20 protein-coding genes and 1 rRNA gene are annotated in these 16,481 nt (G+C 43.3%); 7 read left to right on the top strand and 14 right to left on the bottom strand.

Going from position 1 to position 16,481, the window contains the following annotated elements:
* Positions 1 to 211: 211 nt before the first annotated feature.
* The 7 genes from KDK67_RS11715 to KDK67_RS11685 all read right to left on the bottom strand — a co-directional run bounded on the left by KDK67_RS11715 (position 212) and on the right by KDK67_RS11685 (position 7,090).
* A complete protein-coding gene (locus tag KDK67_RS11715; protein ID WP_250868975.1) occupies positions 212 to 667 on the bottom strand; it encodes an OB-fold protein in 456 nt (151 codons plus the stop codon).
* A gap of 210 nt (positions 668 to 877) precedes the next feature.
* Positions 878 to 1,423 (bottom strand): adenylate kinase family protein, encoded by a 546-nt coding sequence (locus KDK67_RS11710; protein WP_250868976.1) that lies wholly within the window; start codon positions 1,421 to 1,423, stop codon positions 878 to 880.
* Between the two features lie 26 nt (positions 1,424 to 1,449).
* Positions 1,450 to 2,040, bottom strand: a complete 591-nt coding sequence (locus KDK67_RS11705) for an aminodeoxychorismate/anthranilate synthase component II (protein WP_250868974.1) — start codon at positions 2,038 to 2,040, stop codon at positions 1,450 to 1,452.
* Positions 2,037 to 3,608 (bottom strand): anthranilate synthase component I, encoded by a 1,572-nt coding sequence (gene trpE, locus KDK67_RS11700; protein WP_250868973.1) that lies wholly within the window; start codon positions 3,606 to 3,608, stop codon positions 2,037 to 2,039. Before trpE ends, KDK67_RS11705 begins: the two co-directional genes overlap by 4 nt.
* Complete coding sequence (locus tag KDK67_RS11695) at positions 3,605 to 4,240, bottom strand: phosphoribosylanthranilate isomerase (RefSeq protein WP_250868972.1); 636 nt, start codon at positions 4,238 to 4,240, stop codon at positions 3,605 to 3,607. The genes trpE and KDK67_RS11695 overlap by 4 nt, the downstream gene beginning before the upstream one ends.
* On the bottom strand, positions 4,227 to 5,288 hold the full coding sequence (trpD, locus tag KDK67_RS11690) for an anthranilate phosphoribosyltransferase (protein WP_250868971.1): 1,062 nt from the start codon (positions 5,286 to 5,288) through the stop codon (positions 4,227 to 4,229). The genes KDK67_RS11695 and trpD overlap by 14 nt, the downstream gene beginning before the upstream one ends.
* A gap of 314 nt (positions 5,289 to 5,602) precedes the next feature.
* Positions 5,603 to 7,090 carry a cobyric acid synthase gene (locus KDK67_RS11685; protein WP_250868970.1) on the bottom strand — a complete coding sequence of 496 codons (1,488 nt, stop codon included), beginning with the start codon at positions 7,088 to 7,090 and terminating at the stop codon, positions 5,603 to 5,605.
* A 76-nt stretch (positions 7,091 to 7,166) separates the two neighbouring features.
* Here KDK67_RS11685 and cbiT point away from each other — a divergent pair, with 76 nt between their 5' ends.
* The 7 genes from cbiT to KDK67_RS11650 are packed head-to-tail and all read left to right on the top strand — an operon-like array spanning position 7,167 to position 11,500.
* Positions 7,167 to 7,724: a precorrin-6Y C5,15-methyltransferase (decarboxylating) subunit CbiT gene (gene cbiT, locus KDK67_RS11680; RefSeq protein WP_250868969.1), complete on the top strand. Its 558-nt coding sequence runs from the start codon at positions 7,167 to 7,169 to the stop codon at positions 7,722 to 7,724.
* A 47-nt stretch (positions 7,725 to 7,771) separates the two neighbouring features.
* Entirely contained in the window at positions 7,772 to 8,383 is a 612-nt protein-coding gene (locus tag KDK67_RS11675; protein WP_250868968.1) for a cobalt-factor II C(20)-methyltransferase, read from the top strand.
* A 12-nt stretch (positions 8,384 to 8,395) separates the two neighbouring features.
* Positions 8,396 to 9,127, top strand: coding sequence for a precorrin-4 C(11)-methyltransferase (gene cobM / locus KDK67_RS11670; protein WP_250868967.1), 732 nt, complete (start codon positions 8,396 to 8,398; stop codon positions 9,125 to 9,127).
* Between the two features lie 23 nt (positions 9,128 to 9,150).
* Positions 9,151 to 9,636, top strand: a complete 486-nt coding sequence (locus tag KDK67_RS11665; protein ID WP_250868966.1) for a cobalamin biosynthesis protein CbiG — start codon at positions 9,151 to 9,153, stop codon at positions 9,634 to 9,636.
* Positions 9,636 to 9,989: a cobalamin biosynthesis protein gene (locus tag KDK67_RS11660; RefSeq protein ID WP_250868965.1), complete on the top strand. Its 354-nt coding sequence runs from the start codon at positions 9,636 to 9,638 to the stop codon at positions 9,987 to 9,989. Before KDK67_RS11665 ends, KDK67_RS11660 begins: the two co-directional genes overlap by 1 nt.
* Entirely contained in the window at positions 9,958 to 10,761 is an 804-nt protein-coding gene (cobJ, locus tag KDK67_RS11655; protein WP_250868964.1) for a precorrin-3B C(17)-methyltransferase, read from the top strand. The genes KDK67_RS11660 and cobJ overlap by 32 nt, the downstream gene beginning before the upstream one ends.
* On the top strand, positions 10,751 to 11,500 hold the full coding sequence (locus KDK67_RS11650; protein WP_250868963.1) for a precorrin-8X methylmutase: 750 nt from the start codon (positions 10,751 to 10,753) through the stop codon (positions 11,498 to 11,500). The genes cobJ and KDK67_RS11650 overlap by 11 nt, the downstream gene beginning before the upstream one ends.
* Before the next feature lie 110 nt (positions 11,501 to 11,610).
* Here the strand turns inward: KDK67_RS11650 and KDK67_RS11645 are convergent, their stop codons facing one another.
* The 7 genes from KDK67_RS11645 to rrf form a co-directional block, all read right to left on the bottom strand.
* Positions 11,611 to 12,255 (bottom strand): cytochrome c biogenesis CcdA family protein, encoded by a 645-nt coding sequence (locus KDK67_RS11645; protein ID WP_250868962.1) that lies wholly within the window; start codon positions 12,253 to 12,255, stop codon positions 11,611 to 11,613.
* A gap of 46 nt (positions 12,256 to 12,301) precedes the next feature.
* Positions 12,302 to 12,799 (bottom strand): thioredoxin family protein, encoded by a 498-nt coding sequence (locus KDK67_RS11640; RefSeq protein ID WP_250868961.1) that lies wholly within the window; start codon positions 12,797 to 12,799, stop codon positions 12,302 to 12,304.
* A gap of 150 nt (positions 12,800 to 12,949) precedes the next feature.
* Positions 12,950 to 13,630, bottom strand: a complete 681-nt coding sequence (locus KDK67_RS11635) for a 2,5-diamino-6-(ribosylamino)-4(3H)-pyrimidinone 5'-phosphate reductase (RefSeq protein WP_250868960.1) — start codon at positions 13,628 to 13,630, stop codon at positions 12,950 to 12,952.
* Positions 13,631 to 13,700: 70 nt separating this feature from the next.
* Positions 13,701 to 14,552, bottom strand: a complete 852-nt coding sequence (locus KDK67_RS11630) for a CBS domain-containing protein (RefSeq protein WP_250868959.1) — start codon at positions 14,550 to 14,552, stop codon at positions 13,701 to 13,703.
* Positions 14,553 to 14,573: 21 nt separating this feature from the next.
* A complete protein-coding gene (locus KDK67_RS11625) occupies positions 14,574 to 15,026 on the bottom strand; it encodes a universal stress protein (protein ID WP_250868958.1) in 453 nt (150 codons plus the stop codon).
* Between the two features lie 16 nt (positions 15,027 to 15,042).
* Positions 15,043 to 16,152, bottom strand: coding sequence for an amidohydrolase family protein (locus tag KDK67_RS11620; protein ID WP_250868957.1), 1,110 nt, complete (start codon positions 16,150 to 16,152; stop codon positions 15,043 to 15,045).
* A 203-nt stretch (positions 16,153 to 16,355) separates the two neighbouring features.
* Positions 16,356 to 16,476 (bottom strand): 5S ribosomal RNA (gene rrf / locus KDK67_RS11615).
* Positions 16,477 to 16,481 lie beyond the last annotated feature (5 nt).

Raw genomic sequence — 16,481 nt, 5'->3', positions numbered from 1 at the left:
TTTCAGGGAGTGACTAAAATAGAGACATAGTATATTGTTTTTTGGTAAAATCAATATCAAGCACTGATGGAATGGTGTTGAGTATTCTAAGTTTATATCAAAAACGCGAGGATGGCTGAATAGTTACATATTTAAAATGAAAAACGATGGTGAAAACACCATCAAATAATTGTATTCCTGAATCTGTTTTGAAAGAATTTATCCTACACCCTTAAACAACAAGGGAAGCTTCTTCTATCCAAAGACCAACATTATCCTGGTAGCGTGTTATCCTTCCAACATAAGTGATCTCCTGACCTTTTATGACCTGTGAAACAGCATCATTCTGATCCTGACTGAAAGTTACACCTGCGTCAGAAAGAGAATCCGGACAGTGCTGAACCTGAACTGTATATGAGTTACCATTATTAGTAATAGCAAATACGGTCCCCGTCCACTGAACGAAATTACCTTTGTATTCTTCATCGATCAGAGTTGCGATCTCATCCTGAGTAACTTCAGGATTGCAATAAATAATACCAAGATCATCAAATGATGTACTCACCACATCTACACCAAGATCTTCTGCGACCTCTGATACCTCTTCAGTATCACCTGAATCAGAACATCCGGATACCACCAACACTGCCATCAACAACAGAACAATTCCTATTTTTATGAATCTCATACTATACTCCTTTATGAAAATATAATTAAAATATGTAGTAAGCATATTTACATTTAACCAAAGAGCAGCTATAAAATTTATAGAGATCGTATGTAAATGAAATATGGTGCCAACTAACAATTTCTGATGTGTCTAGAACGAGAAAAAGATGAAGAGTTGACAGAACAGAATATTACGGCTTCACACCCGACAAAAAAATAAGATGAGGTATCAGAATATCTCCCCACTCCAGTCAAAGGAACCGGGCATATACTTTTGGTAAACCTCGGAATCATCACCTGACAGAATACCCGATATAATTTCCTCCACATCAGTCACCACATCTTCTGCCATTCTTCCGGTAGTATCAAGCTCATATACTTTCTGACACCATTCCACAGACTCAACCAATATAACGTCCAGACATTCAGCCTCCACATTCTCTTCTATCTTGGCATAGGAATAATTGCGCAGCCTGAGACGTTCCCTAAGATCTGAGGGAGCAGTACGCAGAACTATGACCACATCAGCAATGTGATGGGCCATATGACTATCGATAATGTTCACCCCTTCATCATCACCGGCCAGCTCACAGACACGGGAGAACACGCGGTCCATATCCGCAACCAGTGTATCCCTATCCTCATCCACCTCAGAATAGAGGCATTCATCTTTGATCAGGTCGGTCAGGTAAAGCACATTATAGCCATGCTCCTGAAGAAGCCTGCTAACAGACGTTTTGCCAGTACCCGGAGTTCCGGTCAGTCCAATTATCATATTCAAAAAGATAACACCAATGGACATTAACCCTTCGTTCGCATACCTGCCAGCTTCAGGAAATTGCCGACCAATTTCAACCCTTCCGGAGTTAATATCGATTCCGGATGGAACTGCACCCCATAAACAGGATAAGAACTGTGTTTGATGCCCATTATGACACCATTATCATTCTCTGCTATCACTTTGACATCCTTAGCTAGCTCATGGATAGAAAGGGAATGATATCTCCCTGCAGCAAATGTTCCAGGAATACCTTCGAAAAGCTCAGATCCATCATGCGAGATCATTGAGGCCTTACCATGAACCGGTCCATCAGGAGAATGACCGATGGTACCTCCATAAACAGTATTAATCGACTGGTGGCCAAGACATACACCAAGTATAGGCACTTTAACACCAAACTCACGGATGATATCAAGACAACTTCCAATATCACGTGCATTGCCAGGATTTCCCGGACCCGGTGAGATCACTATTGCATCAGGTTTGATGTCCCGGACCTCCTCCACAGAAATAGTGTTGGGCACTACAACTGTATCGGATTCATACATGGACACATAATCCACAAGATTCCATACGAAAGAATCCCTATTGTTAATGAAAAGCACTTTCATCTTTTGACCCCCATAGCAGTCAGCATAGCAGCCATCTTACGCTCGGTTTCCTCATACTCATATGTCGGATCGGAATCCGCCACAATTCCCGCACCCGCCTGAATATAAGCAGTATTACCATTAATAACAACAGTCCTGATCACGATAGCGGTATCTACATCGCCATTCCACGAATAATAGCCGACTCCACCACCATAGACACCGCGTGCAGATGTTTCGAACTCATCGATGATTTCCATTGCCCTTATCTTAGGTGCACCTGAAAGCGTACCTGCCGGAAAGATAGCACGTGTCGCATCGAACTGATCACACTCTGGCCTTAACACACCGCAAACAGTACTTTCGATATGCTGCACATGAGAATATTTCACGACACTCATCAGGTCCTTTACTTTTACCGACCCGGACTGAGAGACCATACGGACATCGTTCCTCCCAAGGTCCACAAGCATAACATGTTCTGCACGCTCTTTCTCATCCGCCATCATATGAGCAGCATATTTTGCATCCTCAGCCTCATCATTCCCGCGAGGACATGTCCCTGCAATAGGATTCGTAATAACATTCCTCTTATGTACAGTCATAAGTGTCTCAGGACTTGCACCCACGATACTAAGATCATCGAAACTGAAAAGGTACATATACGGACTTGGATTGATTTCCCTCAGAGTACGATAAAGTTCAAGAGGAGACTGTTGCAGCCTGACAGAATATCTTCTGGACAAGACCACCTGGAAAATATCACCATCGATGATATGCTGCTTTGCAGTCATCACTGCTTTCTCGAACACATCCTTGCCCATATTGCAAACGGGTTCGCCTGCATCCATTACCGGCGGCAAGATGTCTTGTTCGACATCGCCTGCCAGACAAAGGCATTTATGCATTCTCTCTGCATCATGCAAAGCACCATCATATATAGCACCAGCATCGCACCCGATATCCATGAACGGAGTCAGTACAATGTACGTTTCCTCTGTGAGATGATCGAAAACGAATGTCTTCGTTGTGAGAATGAACTGCATATCAGGAATATCTGAATTATGACTTCGTTCAGTATCTAACCAGCAATCATACACAATGTCGTAACCATTGTAACCAATAGCACCACCAAGGAACGTCTGTCTGTCAAACCTTTCGCAGTTAAGCGAGACAGTCCCGTTCGCAGTAGGGAACACAGTCCTTAATGCATCAAGCACATCATGACCATCACGTATGACCGCTTTTAATACATCACCAGTATCTTCAATAATGTCACATTCAGAAGCCATATTCTGTCTTACATTACTGATCAATGGTGAATCTGCCGTGCATTCCAGTACGAGGGTGCGACCACTTATCTTCACAACACCATCAGGGTAAGCACCTACAAATGAAAAGCGAGCATGACGTTTTTCCTTTTCCACTGATTCAAGCAAGTAGGAGTATCTGTCCTTTTGTAATGTAGTGTAAAGCTGAAGTGGAGAGCAGTCTGACCTCACTTTAGCCATAAGCTGAACAATAGCAGGTTTTCCTGCATCATATACAATATCCGTAAATTCCTCTTTTGTAAGATCGAACGATATCATCTAACACACCTCACAGCATTCACAAAAGCAGCGACCTTATCGACATCTTTGTATCTATCCGTTTCTACACCCGAAGCAGTATCCACTGCAAAAGGCATGACCTCTTCCACACAGGCTTTAACATTATCAGGATTCAGACCACCTGCCAATATGACAGGAACACCCACAAGATCAACTACACGTTTACTTACGGAAAGGTCATGCAACTGACCGGTGCCTCCCACTTTGCCTGACACATATGAATCCAGCAGAACACCATCAATAAGGTTTTCTGAAGTGAACAGATTTATATTATTGCTCAGATCGTCAGCAGACACATCCCCTTGAACATGGAAAGTGCGAATTATACTGACATCAGTATTATCCCTTAAAATTCTCATTTCCTCAATATCGAGTTGACTGTGGATCTGGACAACATCCGGTTTAGCGGCCCTGATCATATCGATAGCCTCCTGCGCTGAAGCCGGCATTATTACCAGCACCGAATCCACAAAAAAAGGTACACGAGCTATAAGCTCCTTTGCCTTTTGGAGACCTATCTTGCGAGGAGTGTCCACGGGCACATCGGTTATAAAACCAACCGCATCCACCCCGGAACGTACTGCAAGATCAACGTCTTCAACAGACTTCATTCCGCAGACTTTGACCCGTGTTAAATGCCTCATTATCCACCTTATTACCAGATGTAAATTCTACTAATTCTTTAAGCTTATTCAATGCCTTCTTGCTATCAATAGCATCTTCCGCCAAAGGAATAGCATCTTTTATCGAGTTTGCCAGTCCTGCAACATATATCGCTGCAGCGGCATTGACAACGACTATATCACGTTTTGCACCTTTTTCCCCATTGAGAATATACAGAAGGTCACGGGCATTTTCTGCAGGAGTGCCGCCCACAATATCAGTGGCCTTTGCCCTTGCGATCCCCAATTCTTCAGGAGTGAGCGTATAATTTGAGATGACACCATCTTTAAGTTCAGCAACAAATGTTTCAGAAAGTGTTGAGATCTCATCCATGCCATCCCCGTGGAAGACCAATACATGTTCCTTTCCGAGTTTATTCAGAACCTCTGCCATAAGATTGCAAAGACCTTTGTCAAAGACCCCGATAACCTGTGCCTTTGCACCGGTTGGATTTGTCAGAGGACCGAGAATATTGAACATTGTCCTTACAGCAAGCTCTTTTCTTGGACCTACCATCCTCTTCATTGCAGGATGGAATTTGGGAGCCAGCATGAACCCGATACCAATGTCCTCAATTGACCTTTTAACATTATCAGGTTCCAGATCGATCTTGACACCCAGTTCTTTGAGAACATCTGCACTACCGGAAAGTGATGTGAACGAATGGTTCCCGTGTTTTGCAACGGTCACACCTGCGGCCGCAGCAACAATTGCAGCAGCTGTTGAGATATTAATAGTATTGTGCCGATCCCCTCCCGTGCCACAGGTATCAACGAGTATACCATCAACCTTAGGGCGGATCATGTTTGCAACTTTAAGCATCCCTTTTGCAAACCCTGCCACCTCATCGGGAGTTTCACCTTTCATTTTCATACCCATCACAAATGCACCGACCTGTGCATCAGTAGCACTTTCGAGTATCTGTCCCATGGCAGCTTCAGATTCCACCATTGAAAGATCATGACCATCAATTAATTTCTGTAGATAATATTTCATGTAATCACCTTTTGCATTTGTGTACAAGTATGTACATTAATGTATAATTGTGCGACCTCTATATAAATGTTCTCCTTTTCAAAGTTTTGCACAAAAAGTCATAAAGTTGAACATAAAGTCACCATTTTTCACACCTTTATGTGCAAGGCTCCTTTTCAAGACATTAGAACAACTCGATTCTTCGAACACAAGGAAGTTTGGAGGAACAAGCATCGCCCTTCAAAGTTCACATCCACATCACCAATAAAACCTGAAAAGTAATATGAAGAATAAAAAAAGAGAATAAAGAAGTAAAAGAAAGAGAATGGAGTGGATCAGACCTTTTCAGGTTCTAATCCGAGCATTTCATATATCTTATTTATGTCAAGATTTTCACGAGCAACGTCTGCAAGTTCATCATAGGGATCCTTATCAGGAATATCCTCTTCCTTGAACTCAAGCCCTTTTCTTTCGAGAAGATAACTGATAAGAGCACGCCTTATGTTGACATTCTCAAAGAGACCATGCAGATAGGTACCGATAACAAGACCACTATCATCTGTACAACCATCATCGCCAAACACCGGCTTTTTTGATGAGGAAAGACCCATGTGTATCTCGTACCCTGTTACATCCTCACCTTTGATACTGTCAAAGATAGGACCACTTTCTTTAACGATCTTGGTTACCTGAACCGTGCGCTTTTCGTATGCATCGAAAACGGTCTCGATGTCCAAAAGTCCAAGCCCATCCAAACGAGCAGATTCGCCACCTTCGATACCAGAATCAACGATGGATTTGCCTAACATCTGGTAACCACCGCAAATACCAAGTATGGGGATCTTACCGTAAAAGGACTTTATCTTGTCAGCCATTCCACTCTCCACGAGGTCATTCAGATCGCTGGTCGTGTTCTTTGTACCCGGGATGATGATCGCATCGGGGTTTCCAAGGTCATCGGAAAGGTCGACATACCGTACCTTTGCCATGTGCTCAAGGGGTTCGAAATCCGTGAAATTCGAGATCCTTGTAAGCCTTATTACTGCAATTTCAACATCATGGTTCTCACCATCATCTGCAGATTTGTCACCTATGGATACCGAATCTTCTGAAGGGATGCGAAGTTTGAAATAAGGCATTACACCAAGTACAGGGAGACCTGTGAGCTCTTCGAGTTCAGTCAATCCGGACTCAAGTATGGCTGGATCGCCACTGAACTTGTTTATGATCAGACCACGCACGTTCTTGCGAACATCCTCTGGCAATAGCTGGATCGTTCCATAGAGACTTGCGAAGACACCACCTCGTTCAATGTCCCCCACAAGGATGATAGGAGCATCAGTTATCCTTGCGGTCCCTATATTGACGATGTCACGCTCATAAAGGTTTATCTCGGCAGCACCGCCTGCCCCCTCCATCACTATGAGATCATATTCATCCTCAAGTCTCTTAAGAGCGCCCTTTAATACGTCGTGGGTCTCTTCTATGGAATCATAATAAGCACCCGCACTCTTATCGGCATAGGGTTCTCCCAGAATTATAACCTGTGAGACACGGTCCCCTTTCGGTTTGAGAAGAACGGGATTCATATCCGCTGTAGGTTCAACTCCCGCAGCCTTTGCCTGGATCGCCTGTGCGATACCGATCTCTTTACCATCTACCGTTATCCATGAGTTGAGGCTCATGTTCTGTGCTTTAAAGGGTGCCACCTTGTGTTCAGCAGAGAATATGCGACATAGGGCTGTCACTATTGCACTTTTGCCAACATGTGAGGCCGTACCCAATACTAACAGATGTTTTTTATTAACGTTATTTGCAATCATTCACAACAACCTTTTATGTGACAACGTTTATTATGCTATATCTAATTAACTCCAATTTACTTTAGTTAGGTGAAAAATGTCAGAACTATTGCACATAAGCGGAGGGCCTACAAAGCCAGAGGTCATTGCGATCTCATTATCAAAACTTGACCTGAAAGATGGAATCACGTTCTATGATGTTGGTTGTGGAACGGGTGCTGTGTCCATCGAAGCTTCAAAGACTGCACGCAATTTCAAAGTAGTTGCGATCGATGCAAGAGAAGAAGCTATTGAAGTTGCAAGGACGAATTTCAGGAATTTCGGTATTGAAGATGTCACATTGATACATGGGGAATCTTCAGAAGCCATAGACAAGAACGCTGACATTGGGTCTATTGACTGTGCATTTGTTGGCGGCACCAAGAACATATCCAAAGTGTTGGATGTGCTCTATGAGAAAAAGGCAAGAAATATTGTCGTCAATGCTGTAAGGATCGAAACCGTTGTAACTACAATGAACAAGATGAAAGAGCTTGGCATTTTTTCAGAAGTTGTTCATGTGACCATTACAAGAGGATACGAGCTTACTGGAGAGACCATGTTCAAGCCCGAAAATCCTGTATATATAGTAGTAGGAAAACTTTCTAACGCTTAATAAGGTTTACATTAGATACGTTCGATTAAATTTATGGAGATAGAAATATGTTGATAGGAGTAGGACTTGGACCAGGTGACCCGGAGCTTCTTACACTTAAAGCCGTGAATATTCTCAAGAACAGCGATAAGGTGTATGTGCCAGGGAACATGGCTGCAAAACTTGTAGAGCCATATGCGACCCCAGAGATATTGGATTTCCCAATGTTAAGGGATTATGATGTGCTGAACGAAGTGTGGAAGAAGAATGCAGACCTTATTGCAGATGAAGCAAGGAACGGTACTGTGGTGTTCGGTCTTATTGGAGACCCTAATTTCTTTTCTACGTTCACACATTTAAAGCGTGTCATGAACAAACATTATCCTGACGTAGAGACCTCTACAATTCCAGGGATCAGCTCGATCACATCTTTTGCCGCAAGGGCTGATGCTGAAGTTGACACTTCGTTCGAGGTCAGCGATGGTTCTGAAACAAAGCACAAGATCAGGCTTAAAGCAAACCATCCAAGGCAATTGATCGAGGAGTTCAGCAAGGAAGGATACACAGATTTCATCTTTGCAGAGAGGCTATTCTCCGACAAAGAGGTCATCATCAAGAACCGCGAAGACATCCCCGAAAAAGGAAACTATTTCAGCATTGTTTATGCTAAGAAGGATTAAAAGGTGTATTCAATGACAGATAAAGTTGTTACTTTTGTGGGTGCCGGACCGGGTAACCCAAAACTTATCACATTACTCGGCAAGGAAAAGCTGGAAGAGGCAGACCTTGTGGTATATGCAGGTTCACTTGTGAACCCTGTTGTCGTGGACTACTGCAAGGGAGAAAGGGTTGACAGCTATGGCCTTACCCTTGAAGACATATCCAAGAGGATAGCAGATGCCCTGGAGGAAGGAAAGAAAGTAGTTCGTCTTCACAGTGGAGATCCATCCCTTTATGGTAACGTCGTTGAACAGATGGAAGAGCTGAAGAAGTACGGTGTTACAGTTGAGCGTGTTCCGGGAGTTTCTTCCGTGTTCGCAACTGCTGCAGCACTTAATACACAGCTTACCCTCAATGGTGTTTCCGACACACTTATTATTACACGCCCTGCAGGAAAGACCCTTGAAGAGGATCAACTCAAGGAACTTTCAAGGCACAACGCAACAATGGCAGTCTTCCTTGGCACCCAGAAGATAGAGGAGATCATGGAAAAGGTAGAGTATTCAGATGATACTCCAGTGGCTGTTGTTTTCCACGCATCATGGCCTGACCAGAAGATCATTTACGGAACTGTCTCCGACATCGCAGAGAAGGTCAAGGAAGCAGGCATCATGCGCTCTGCCATGATCCTCATTGGCGGTGTAGTAGACCCTATCGACTACAGGAGGTCACACCTATACGGAGTGGCACAAGAACCGCTGTAATCACATTTGAACGTAACCTCGATGTGGCAAACAAACTTGCAGACCACATCGAGGCAGATGTGATAATTTACAAGAAGGATATCTTCAGAGACATATTTGAAGAATATCAGGCAATAGTAGCTGTATTTGCAACAGGTATCGTTGTACGGGAGATAGCACCGCTTATAGTTGATAAATGGGAAGATCCTGCCATAGTGGTAGTCGATTCTAACCTGAACTTTGCTATCCCACTGCTTGGAGGACACCACGGTGCCAATGAGCTTGTGAGAAAGATCTCCGAGATAGGAGTGGTACCTGTTATCACGACAGCTACTGAAGTACATAACCGCAATTCGGTCGAAGGTATTGCGGCAAAGCTCGGATATGACATAGTCAACAAGGAATCTACAAGGGATGTGAATTGTGCCCTGCTCGATCAGGATGTGGAAGTCCTGGAGATAAAGGGACCAAAGATCGTTATTGTAGATAGTGATGTATCTGTCCTGAAAAAAGAAAAGGCGGAGCACTAATGTACTTAGGCATAGGTGCCCGCAGAGGCGTGTCGTCCGAGGAGGTCATCAATGCAGTGAATTGTGCATTGAAAGAAGTGGAAAGGGACGTGAGTGACATAAAGATGTTCGCTTCATCCACACTTAAGGAAAACGAGACCGGACTGATAGAAGCCATCAAAGAAATGGGATTTGAGATCAAGTTCCTGCCTGATGATGTTCTGAACGGTTTTGATGTGCCGTCTGATTCACAGGCGAGCCGCTTTGGGCTCAAAGGTGTTGCCGAGCCGGCAGCGTTAGCATTATCTGATAATAAGAAATTGATATTGGAAAAGAAAGTATATGGAAGGATCACAATTGCAATCGCAGAATGAAAATGAAAACGGGAAATTATTCATCATCGGTATCGGACCAGGCTCTGTAGAACAACTTACTGTCCGTGCCAGAGATGTCATACTTAATTCTGATTATATTGTCGGTAACGGCACTTATCTTGACCAGATGGCAGACCTTCTGGATAACCAGGAGATAATCCGCAGTGCAATGGGAAAGGAAGTAGACCGTGCTAAGAAAGCAGTACAGCTTGCAAAAGAAAACAAGGTAGTTTCCATGATAAGCGGCGGCGATGCTAATGTTTACGGCATGGCAGGTCTCGTAATGGAAGTTGCTGAGCATGCTGATCTGGAAGTTGATGTGGAGGTTCTTCCGGGAGTCACTGCGATCACAGCTGGAGCAAGTGTTCTTGGTGCACCTATTGTAAATGACTTTGCTGTTATCAGTCTTAGTGATCTGCTGACACCTTGGGAAGTTATTGAGAAACGTCTGAATGCAGCAGCAGCAGCAGATTTCGTGATCTCACTATACAACCCAAAGAGCAGGCAACGACACTCCAATTTCTCAAGGGCTATTGATATCATCAAGAAGCATAAGGATGGAACCGTACCTGTAGGACTTGTCAAGAACGCACTTCGCGGAGAAAGTCAGGACTATATCGTTACAACTCTTGAAGAAGTGCTTGATCACAACGACTGGGTCGATATGAGCACAATGATAATTGTCTGTAATGCTGATTCACGCATCTGGAAGAGCAAGAACGGCGAAAAGATAATCACACCCAGGGGGTATCAGAGGAAATATGACTACTGAAGATAGCAATAAAAGGGACATGCCAGAACTTGAAGATCTGGTAGAGATGACGGTTAAGATCGACCCAGAGCTCATAGAAGGATGTTCTGATTCAGGTGCTCGCACCGATGAAGCAAAGACCATCTACATGACCAGTCGCCGCATTGCACATGATCTGGTTGTAAAAGGTGAGAAAGAGACTCCTGAAGAACGTGTCACTCAGCGTTGTGTGATCTCCACAGGCGACCCTGCCATTGCTGATATCATGCGCTATACAGACGATGCCATCGATGCTGGTGTAAAAGCCATCAAGAACGGTGCACCGATCTTTGTAGATATCAATATGGTCAAAGCCGGAGTTACAAAGAAAGGGCATGATTGCGAAGTGATCTGCGTCCTTGATGAGGACCAGAACGCAGAAGTTGCTAAAAAGTATGGCATTACAAGAACTGCTGCTGGATTCCTTATGGCAAGGGACAGGATCGAAGGTTCCATAGTAGCAATTGGAAATGCACCTTCTGCAGCGCTTGCAGTGTGCAGAATGATCGAGCATGGCATCAAGCCGGCACTGATCATTGGAACACCTGTTGGCTTTGTCAATTCCGCAGAATCAAAGGAAGAGGTCCGTAAAATGGACGTTCCATCCATCACATGTGTTGGTACACGCGGCGGAACACCTATGGCCGTAGCTTGTGTCAATGAACTTGTGGCTCTTGCAAAGGAAAAGGATGAGTGCAAGTGCTGTTGTGAGTGTGAGTAAACCTACTCACACCACTTATTAATTTTAAAATTTATTATTGGTCAATTAACACATTGACCTTTCTACGTTCAATTTTTGGTAGTGACTAAACGGATCAGATCCATTCAGATTCATAGCCTGATGAGCACATTATTGTAAAGCATCCACATCCCGACTATTACCAGGATGAATCCAACTACTTTTTTAAGATACATATCATACTTTGCAATCATACTGAGCTTTGATGAGGAAATGTTCACAGAGTAAGCAATTACAAGCATGGGAATGCCAAGACCCATTGAATATACGAACAACAGGAAGGCACCGTAGAGAAGGTCACCTTCGATCGCGACCAGGGATAAGATCGAAGCCAGTATAGGGCCTACACAGGGGATCCATATGAGACCTAAGGAGATACCAAGGAGCAGACCACCCATTAAGCCGTTCTCTTTGAACTGTTTCCCCGAAAGGCTACCAATGAAATTGAAAGTCCCAAGATTAAAAAGCAAGGTCAAACCCATCAATATGACAATTATGCCTGCAAATGCAGTAAGGTAAATGAGATATTGCTGAAAAAGCGAACCAAAGGCAGATGTTATTATCCCCATGAACACGAATGATAAGGATAGACCGGATACTATCGCAAGAGGTCTTAGTTTACCTTTTGAAGTCGAATAAGCAAAGATAACAGGTAATAAAGGAAGAACGCAGGGAGATAATATGCTGATCACCCCTGCTATAAATGCTGCTAATGGTGTCGCCCCTCCAATATCCATAAGATCATTCCTAATAAGTAATAAAGTGTATGTGAAATACTTTCGCTTATTCAGTCATATTTGAATGATACTCGATCGCATGATCAAGTATCGGTTCAAGAACAGATTTATCGACATATCCTATGACCCTTGCTTTGTTACGTGAAGTATCGGTTACACCATCACGCCTCATGAACAGATAATTTCCATCTTCGATACCTGCTATCACAGTTGTATCAGGTATGGAATAAACACTGAACTGTCCAGCAAGACCAGGCGTGAGCTCTGAATCAATGTACATTACAGTCGCTCTGCCTTCATAGTCCCTTGCAAGCTCATCGAGAACAGGGTCAAGTTGAGTGCATGGAGGACACCATTCAGCCCCTATCTTTAAAAGCACAGGCCCGTTTACCAGTGCATCATCTATTTGTTGTCGTTCTGTTACAAGGACAGCATCGCGTTCATTTGCATCATATTCCGTATCAACAGGAGTAACATCCGAAACACATCCTGCAAGAAGAACTGACAGAGCGAATAACGTAATAACGAGAACCTCTAATTTCATAGATACCACCAACCAGGATCAATTATTTTGTAGAATATTTTTATTGAATACAATAATTATGAACATTTTTTCATTTAAAGGTTATGCATAGTTCACACACGTGCCCCCAAAACCGAGTGGATAAAAAAAGAGCATTGATGCTCCGAAGAGTCATTTATTAAGTACTTTCCATTTGAGCAATACACCTTCTTCCATGGTTTCGGAACTTATCAGTTCAAGAGGCAGGAGATCACCTTTGAGGAACCCTTCCCCATCAACAAGAGTGGGAGAGCTATTGCCACCTATGAAGATATTACCTATAAAAGAGAATACCTCATCCACAAGACCATTGGAAAGCAAACCCCAGTTGAGAGTTGCACCGCCTTCGACCATCAATCTTTGAATGCCCATTGAACTTAGCTGGCCCATGAGCAGGGCAAGATCGACCTTTTCATCACCTGCGGTGATAATTGTTGCTTTTTCTGAAAGGGCATCCACCTTTCCTTTAGGGGCAGAGCTTGAGATGGCAACAATGCGCATACCAGTTCCCTTTTTAAAAATGTCCGCATCCAGAGGCGTTCGGGCTTTACTATCCACGACTATACGTACAGGGTCTTCGTCAAATCCTGCACTCTTGCGAACATCACGACGGGACTGAGATTTTACAGTCAGGCTGGGATCGTCTGCGAGAACCGTACCTACCCCCACCATTATCGCATCTGATGATGCACGAAGCTCATCCATCCTATCAAAGTCGATATCTCCAGAGATGCGTACCTGTTTTCTCTCCCTAGTAGATATTTTACCATCAGCAGACATTGCAGAATTTATGAAGGTAAATGGTCTGTTCATGTGAATTACATCCGGTTAATAAATTAAAAAAGTATCGAAAGGAGAAAACCTCCTTTCAAAATATCTATGATCAAGCGTTAAGGATGGCTTTTAAAAGATAGCGATCCCTCAAAAGGCCTATGAATTTCTGGTTTGCATTGACCACTGGAACCTGATCAATCCTATTCCTTTTCATCTTAAGTGCACATTCGCTGACACCCATATTACTTGATGCTGAGATCAGCTCCTTGACCATGACATCTTTAACAGGCACTGAAGGAACCTTTATCCTTGAGACACTGTAATAGATGCTCATGGTATCCCTCATACTTTCCCAGGTCCATTCATCATCATCTGCACCCGCAGACATATTGGACACTTCCACAGAGTCTTCAATGACGCTTGCACTTATGATATCACGGTCAGTGATAAGACCTACGATATCGAGATTTGTGTCAATAACAGGAACTGCTTTTACATGTGCCAGCTCCATGTTCCTTGCCACAACGGGAAGTGGGGTCTCATACCAGACCGGACCTACACCGGAATTGAGATATTCACTTATAGGAGTGGTGATATTCAAATCCACCAGACTGCCCACTACATCAGCAACAGTGATAAGCCCCACAAGCTTTTCGCCTTCTACAACAGGTAACCTTCTGATACCATGCTTCAAAAGAAGACGTGCTGCTACAGTAATATCCTCTTCAGGTCCTATTGAGACAGGATCACGTACCATTAACAGGGCTAATTGTTCCTCTGTAGGTTTCTTTAGAAGATTGGAACGACTCACAATTCCAACCAATTTGTTATCTTTGATAACTGGAAGTCCTGAGACCTTCTTGTCTTTCAGAATGGAAAGAACTTCATCTCTTGATCCGGGAAGGGAAACGCATGCAACGTCCTTCACCATAATATCTCTGACCAGTGTTTCCTTAGGCATGTTCAATTAACCTCAATAAATTCATTTGTTTACTTCACCGCGTACAACGAGTACGGGCACTTTAGAATTACGAGTGACCTTTTCAGCAACACTTCCAAGAAGGAACCTGTCAAGTCCACTTTTACCGAGTGTACCGATCACTATCATATCGATGTCATTTCCTTCTGCAAATTCGATGATCTCATTGCTTGGATGACCTTCCAGAACAGCGGACTCAATTTCCAGTCCCTGAGCTTCACCCAACTCTACAACCCGATCAGATGCATCTTTGCCTTCAGTTTCCAGAAGTTCATACATCATTTCCCATCCGGCATCCATTGGAATGGAAGCAAACGCAGCTGTATCCACAACATAGACCACATACAACTTTGCCCCACTCAATTTTGCAAATTCAATACCATAGGATATTGCTTTTTTGTTCTGTTCAGAACCATCGGTTGCTACCATTACTTTCTTATACAGTTCGCTAGTCATGTTACCCTCACCATCATTAGTTTGTATAGATTATGGATAAAATATCGTCTGGCCTACCCCTTCTGACCATTCCGCTTATTGGATCGCTTATACCAACCAGATTGTTGGAATTGCCATTCAATATCATAAGATCGGCTTTGTTACCTTTCTTGATGGAACCTGTATTCTCAAGTCCCAGAATTGATGCTCCATTTAGCGTACACATCTTAAATACTTGTCTATCATCAAGACCGAAAACCTTGGATAGGAACTCCATTTCAGAGAACATATTGACGGAATTGAGCATTACATTATCAGTTCCAACGCCTACAGTCACTCCTGCTTCAAGCATTTCACAGATCGGGGCCATACCAACATCGGTTATGAAGTTGGAACGTGGACAGACAACTACAGGAATATTTGCGTCAGATATTGTCTGCAGATCAGAACGCATTGCTTTTGTCATGTGTATCAGGAAGTCCGGATCCAGTGAAATTGCTTTGTCAATATCAGTGTTGTTCTTTTCTCCTGCATGGATCGCAAACAACTTATTACAGTCTTTTGCTTTTTGTTTGGAGCTGCGAAGAAGGTCCATATCAAGATCATTTGTACCACTCATACCAAGACCGTCAGCTTGTTGCAGCACCCTGCCGAGCTCAGAGATAATTTCTTCAAGTGGTCGGTCGGTGCATTTTGGCCTTCCAAGGATGATATGGTCTATATCCTGATCGGAAACAGCTTCTTTTAGTGCAAGGGCCCCAAGAACACCGCCTTCCCTGAAATCTGCAAATGCGGAAGTACCCGTCATTAGCATATCTTTAATGGTAGTTCTCATAGAACTGACCAGATCGGAGTAAGGAGTGTTTTCAAGTATCCTATGCTTCAGACCGTCCGGTGGTCGTACAAGAGCATCGAGGTCCTTAGATACTTTGAAGTTCTCACAGTTCCCGAGTACAGGGTCCTTGCATATGGAATCTCCGATATGCGTATGGGAATTGACAAAACATGGAGCTATTATGTTCTTGCTTTTTGTGGGTTCTTCGCCTATTTCGGTTATGATACCATCCTCTATGCAAACATACCCATCAATTGCTTCAAACTCATCCCCATATATTATGGTGCCATAAATGACCTGTTCACAAGACATTGCAAAGAGTAAATATATACATTAAAGTAGATATAAGCTACGATTGAAGTTTCATATCAGAGCTTGTTGACTGTGCGACCTTCGAGCTTTTTTCAAGACAAAAATAGATCAGTTAGACTAAATATTCTGCTTAAATATGCAAAAATAGAGCTAAAGCTATTGATCATAAATCCAGCAACAAAAAAGCAAATTAATAATAGTGAGCATAGCAGCGATGCAGATTTCCCGAAGACTCTCGTACTTCAGTACAGTAAGCAACGTGGGCAGACTTATCTTCTGTGTTCGGATGGGAACAGGAGTTGCCCTGCCACTGTGGCCGCCATACTCTT

Origin of the sequence: Methanococcoides seepicolus (assembly GCF_023684405.1) — an archaeon.
Classification (GTDB): Archaea; Halobacteriota; Methanosarcinia; order Methanosarcinales; family Methanosarcinaceae; genus Methanococcoides; species Methanococcoides seepicolus.
Note: the sequence above shows the minus strand (reverse complement) of the source record. Positions and strands in the feature narration are given on the sequence as shown.

Coding starts and splice junctions, on each gene's coding strand:
- KDK67_RS11715 (WP_250868975.1), bottom strand. CDS start 667: ATGAGATTCATAAAAATAGGAATTGTTCTGTTGTTGATGGCAGTGTTG.
- KDK67_RS11710 (WP_250868976.1), bottom strand. CDS start 1,423: ATGATAATTGGACTGACCGGAACTCCGGGTACTGGCAAAACGTCTGTT.
- KDK67_RS11705 (WP_250868974.1), bottom strand. CDS start 2,040: ATGAAAGTGCTTTTCATTAACAATAGGGATTCTTTCGTATGGAATCTT.
- trpE (WP_250868973.1), bottom strand. CDS start 3,608: ATGATATCGTTCGATCTTACAAAAGAGGAATTTACGGATATTGTATAT.
- KDK67_RS11695 (WP_250868972.1), bottom strand. CDS start 4,240: ATGAAGTCTGTTGAAGACGTTGATCTTGCAGTACGTTCCGGGGTGGAT.
- trpD (WP_250868971.1), bottom strand. CDS start 5,288: ATGAAATATTATCTACAGAAATTAATTGATGGTCATGATCTTTCAATG.
- KDK67_RS11685 (WP_250868970.1), bottom strand. CDS start 7,090: ATGATTGCAAATAACGTTAATAAAAAACATCTGTTAGTATTGGGTACG.
- cbiT (WP_250868969.1), top strand. CDS start 7,167: ATGTCAGAACTATTGCACATAAGCGGAGGGCCTACAAAGCCAGAGGTC.
- KDK67_RS11675 (WP_250868968.1), top strand. CDS start 7,772: ATGTTGATAGGAGTAGGACTTGGACCAGGTGACCCGGAGCTTCTTACA.
- cobM (WP_250868967.1), top strand. CDS start 8,396: ATGACAGATAAAGTTGTTACTTTTGTGGGTGCCGGACCGGGTAACCCA.
- KDK67_RS11660 (WP_250868965.1), top strand. CDS start 9,636: ATGTACTTAGGCATAGGTGCCCGCAGAGGCGTGTCGTCCGAGGAGGTC.
- cobJ (WP_250868964.1), top strand. CDS start 9,958: ATGGAAGGATCACAATTGCAATCGCAGAATGAAAATGAAAACGGGAAA.
- KDK67_RS11650 (WP_250868963.1), top strand. CDS start 10,751: ATGACTACTGAAGATAGCAATAAAAGGGACATGCCAGAACTTGAAGAT.
- KDK67_RS11645 (WP_250868962.1), bottom strand. CDS start 12,255: ATGGATATTGGAGGGGCGACACCATTAGCAGCATTTATAGCAGGGGTG.
- KDK67_RS11640 (WP_250868961.1), bottom strand. CDS start 12,799: ATGAAATTAGAGGTTCTCGTTATTACGTTATTCGCTCTGTCAGTTCTT.
- KDK67_RS11635 (WP_250868960.1), bottom strand. CDS start 13,630: ATGAACAGACCATTTACCTTCATAAATTCTGCAATGTCTGCTGATGGT.
- KDK67_RS11630 (WP_250868959.1), bottom strand. CDS start 14,552: ATGCCTAAGGAAACACTGGTCAGAGATATTATGGTGAAGGACGTTGCA.
- KDK67_RS11625 (WP_250868958.1), bottom strand. CDS start 15,026: ATGACTAGCGAACTGTATAAGAAAGTAATGGTAGCAACCGATGGTTCT.
- KDK67_RS11620 (WP_250868957.1), bottom strand. CDS start 16,152: ATGTCTTGTGAACAGGTCATTTATGGCACCATAATATATGGGGATGAG.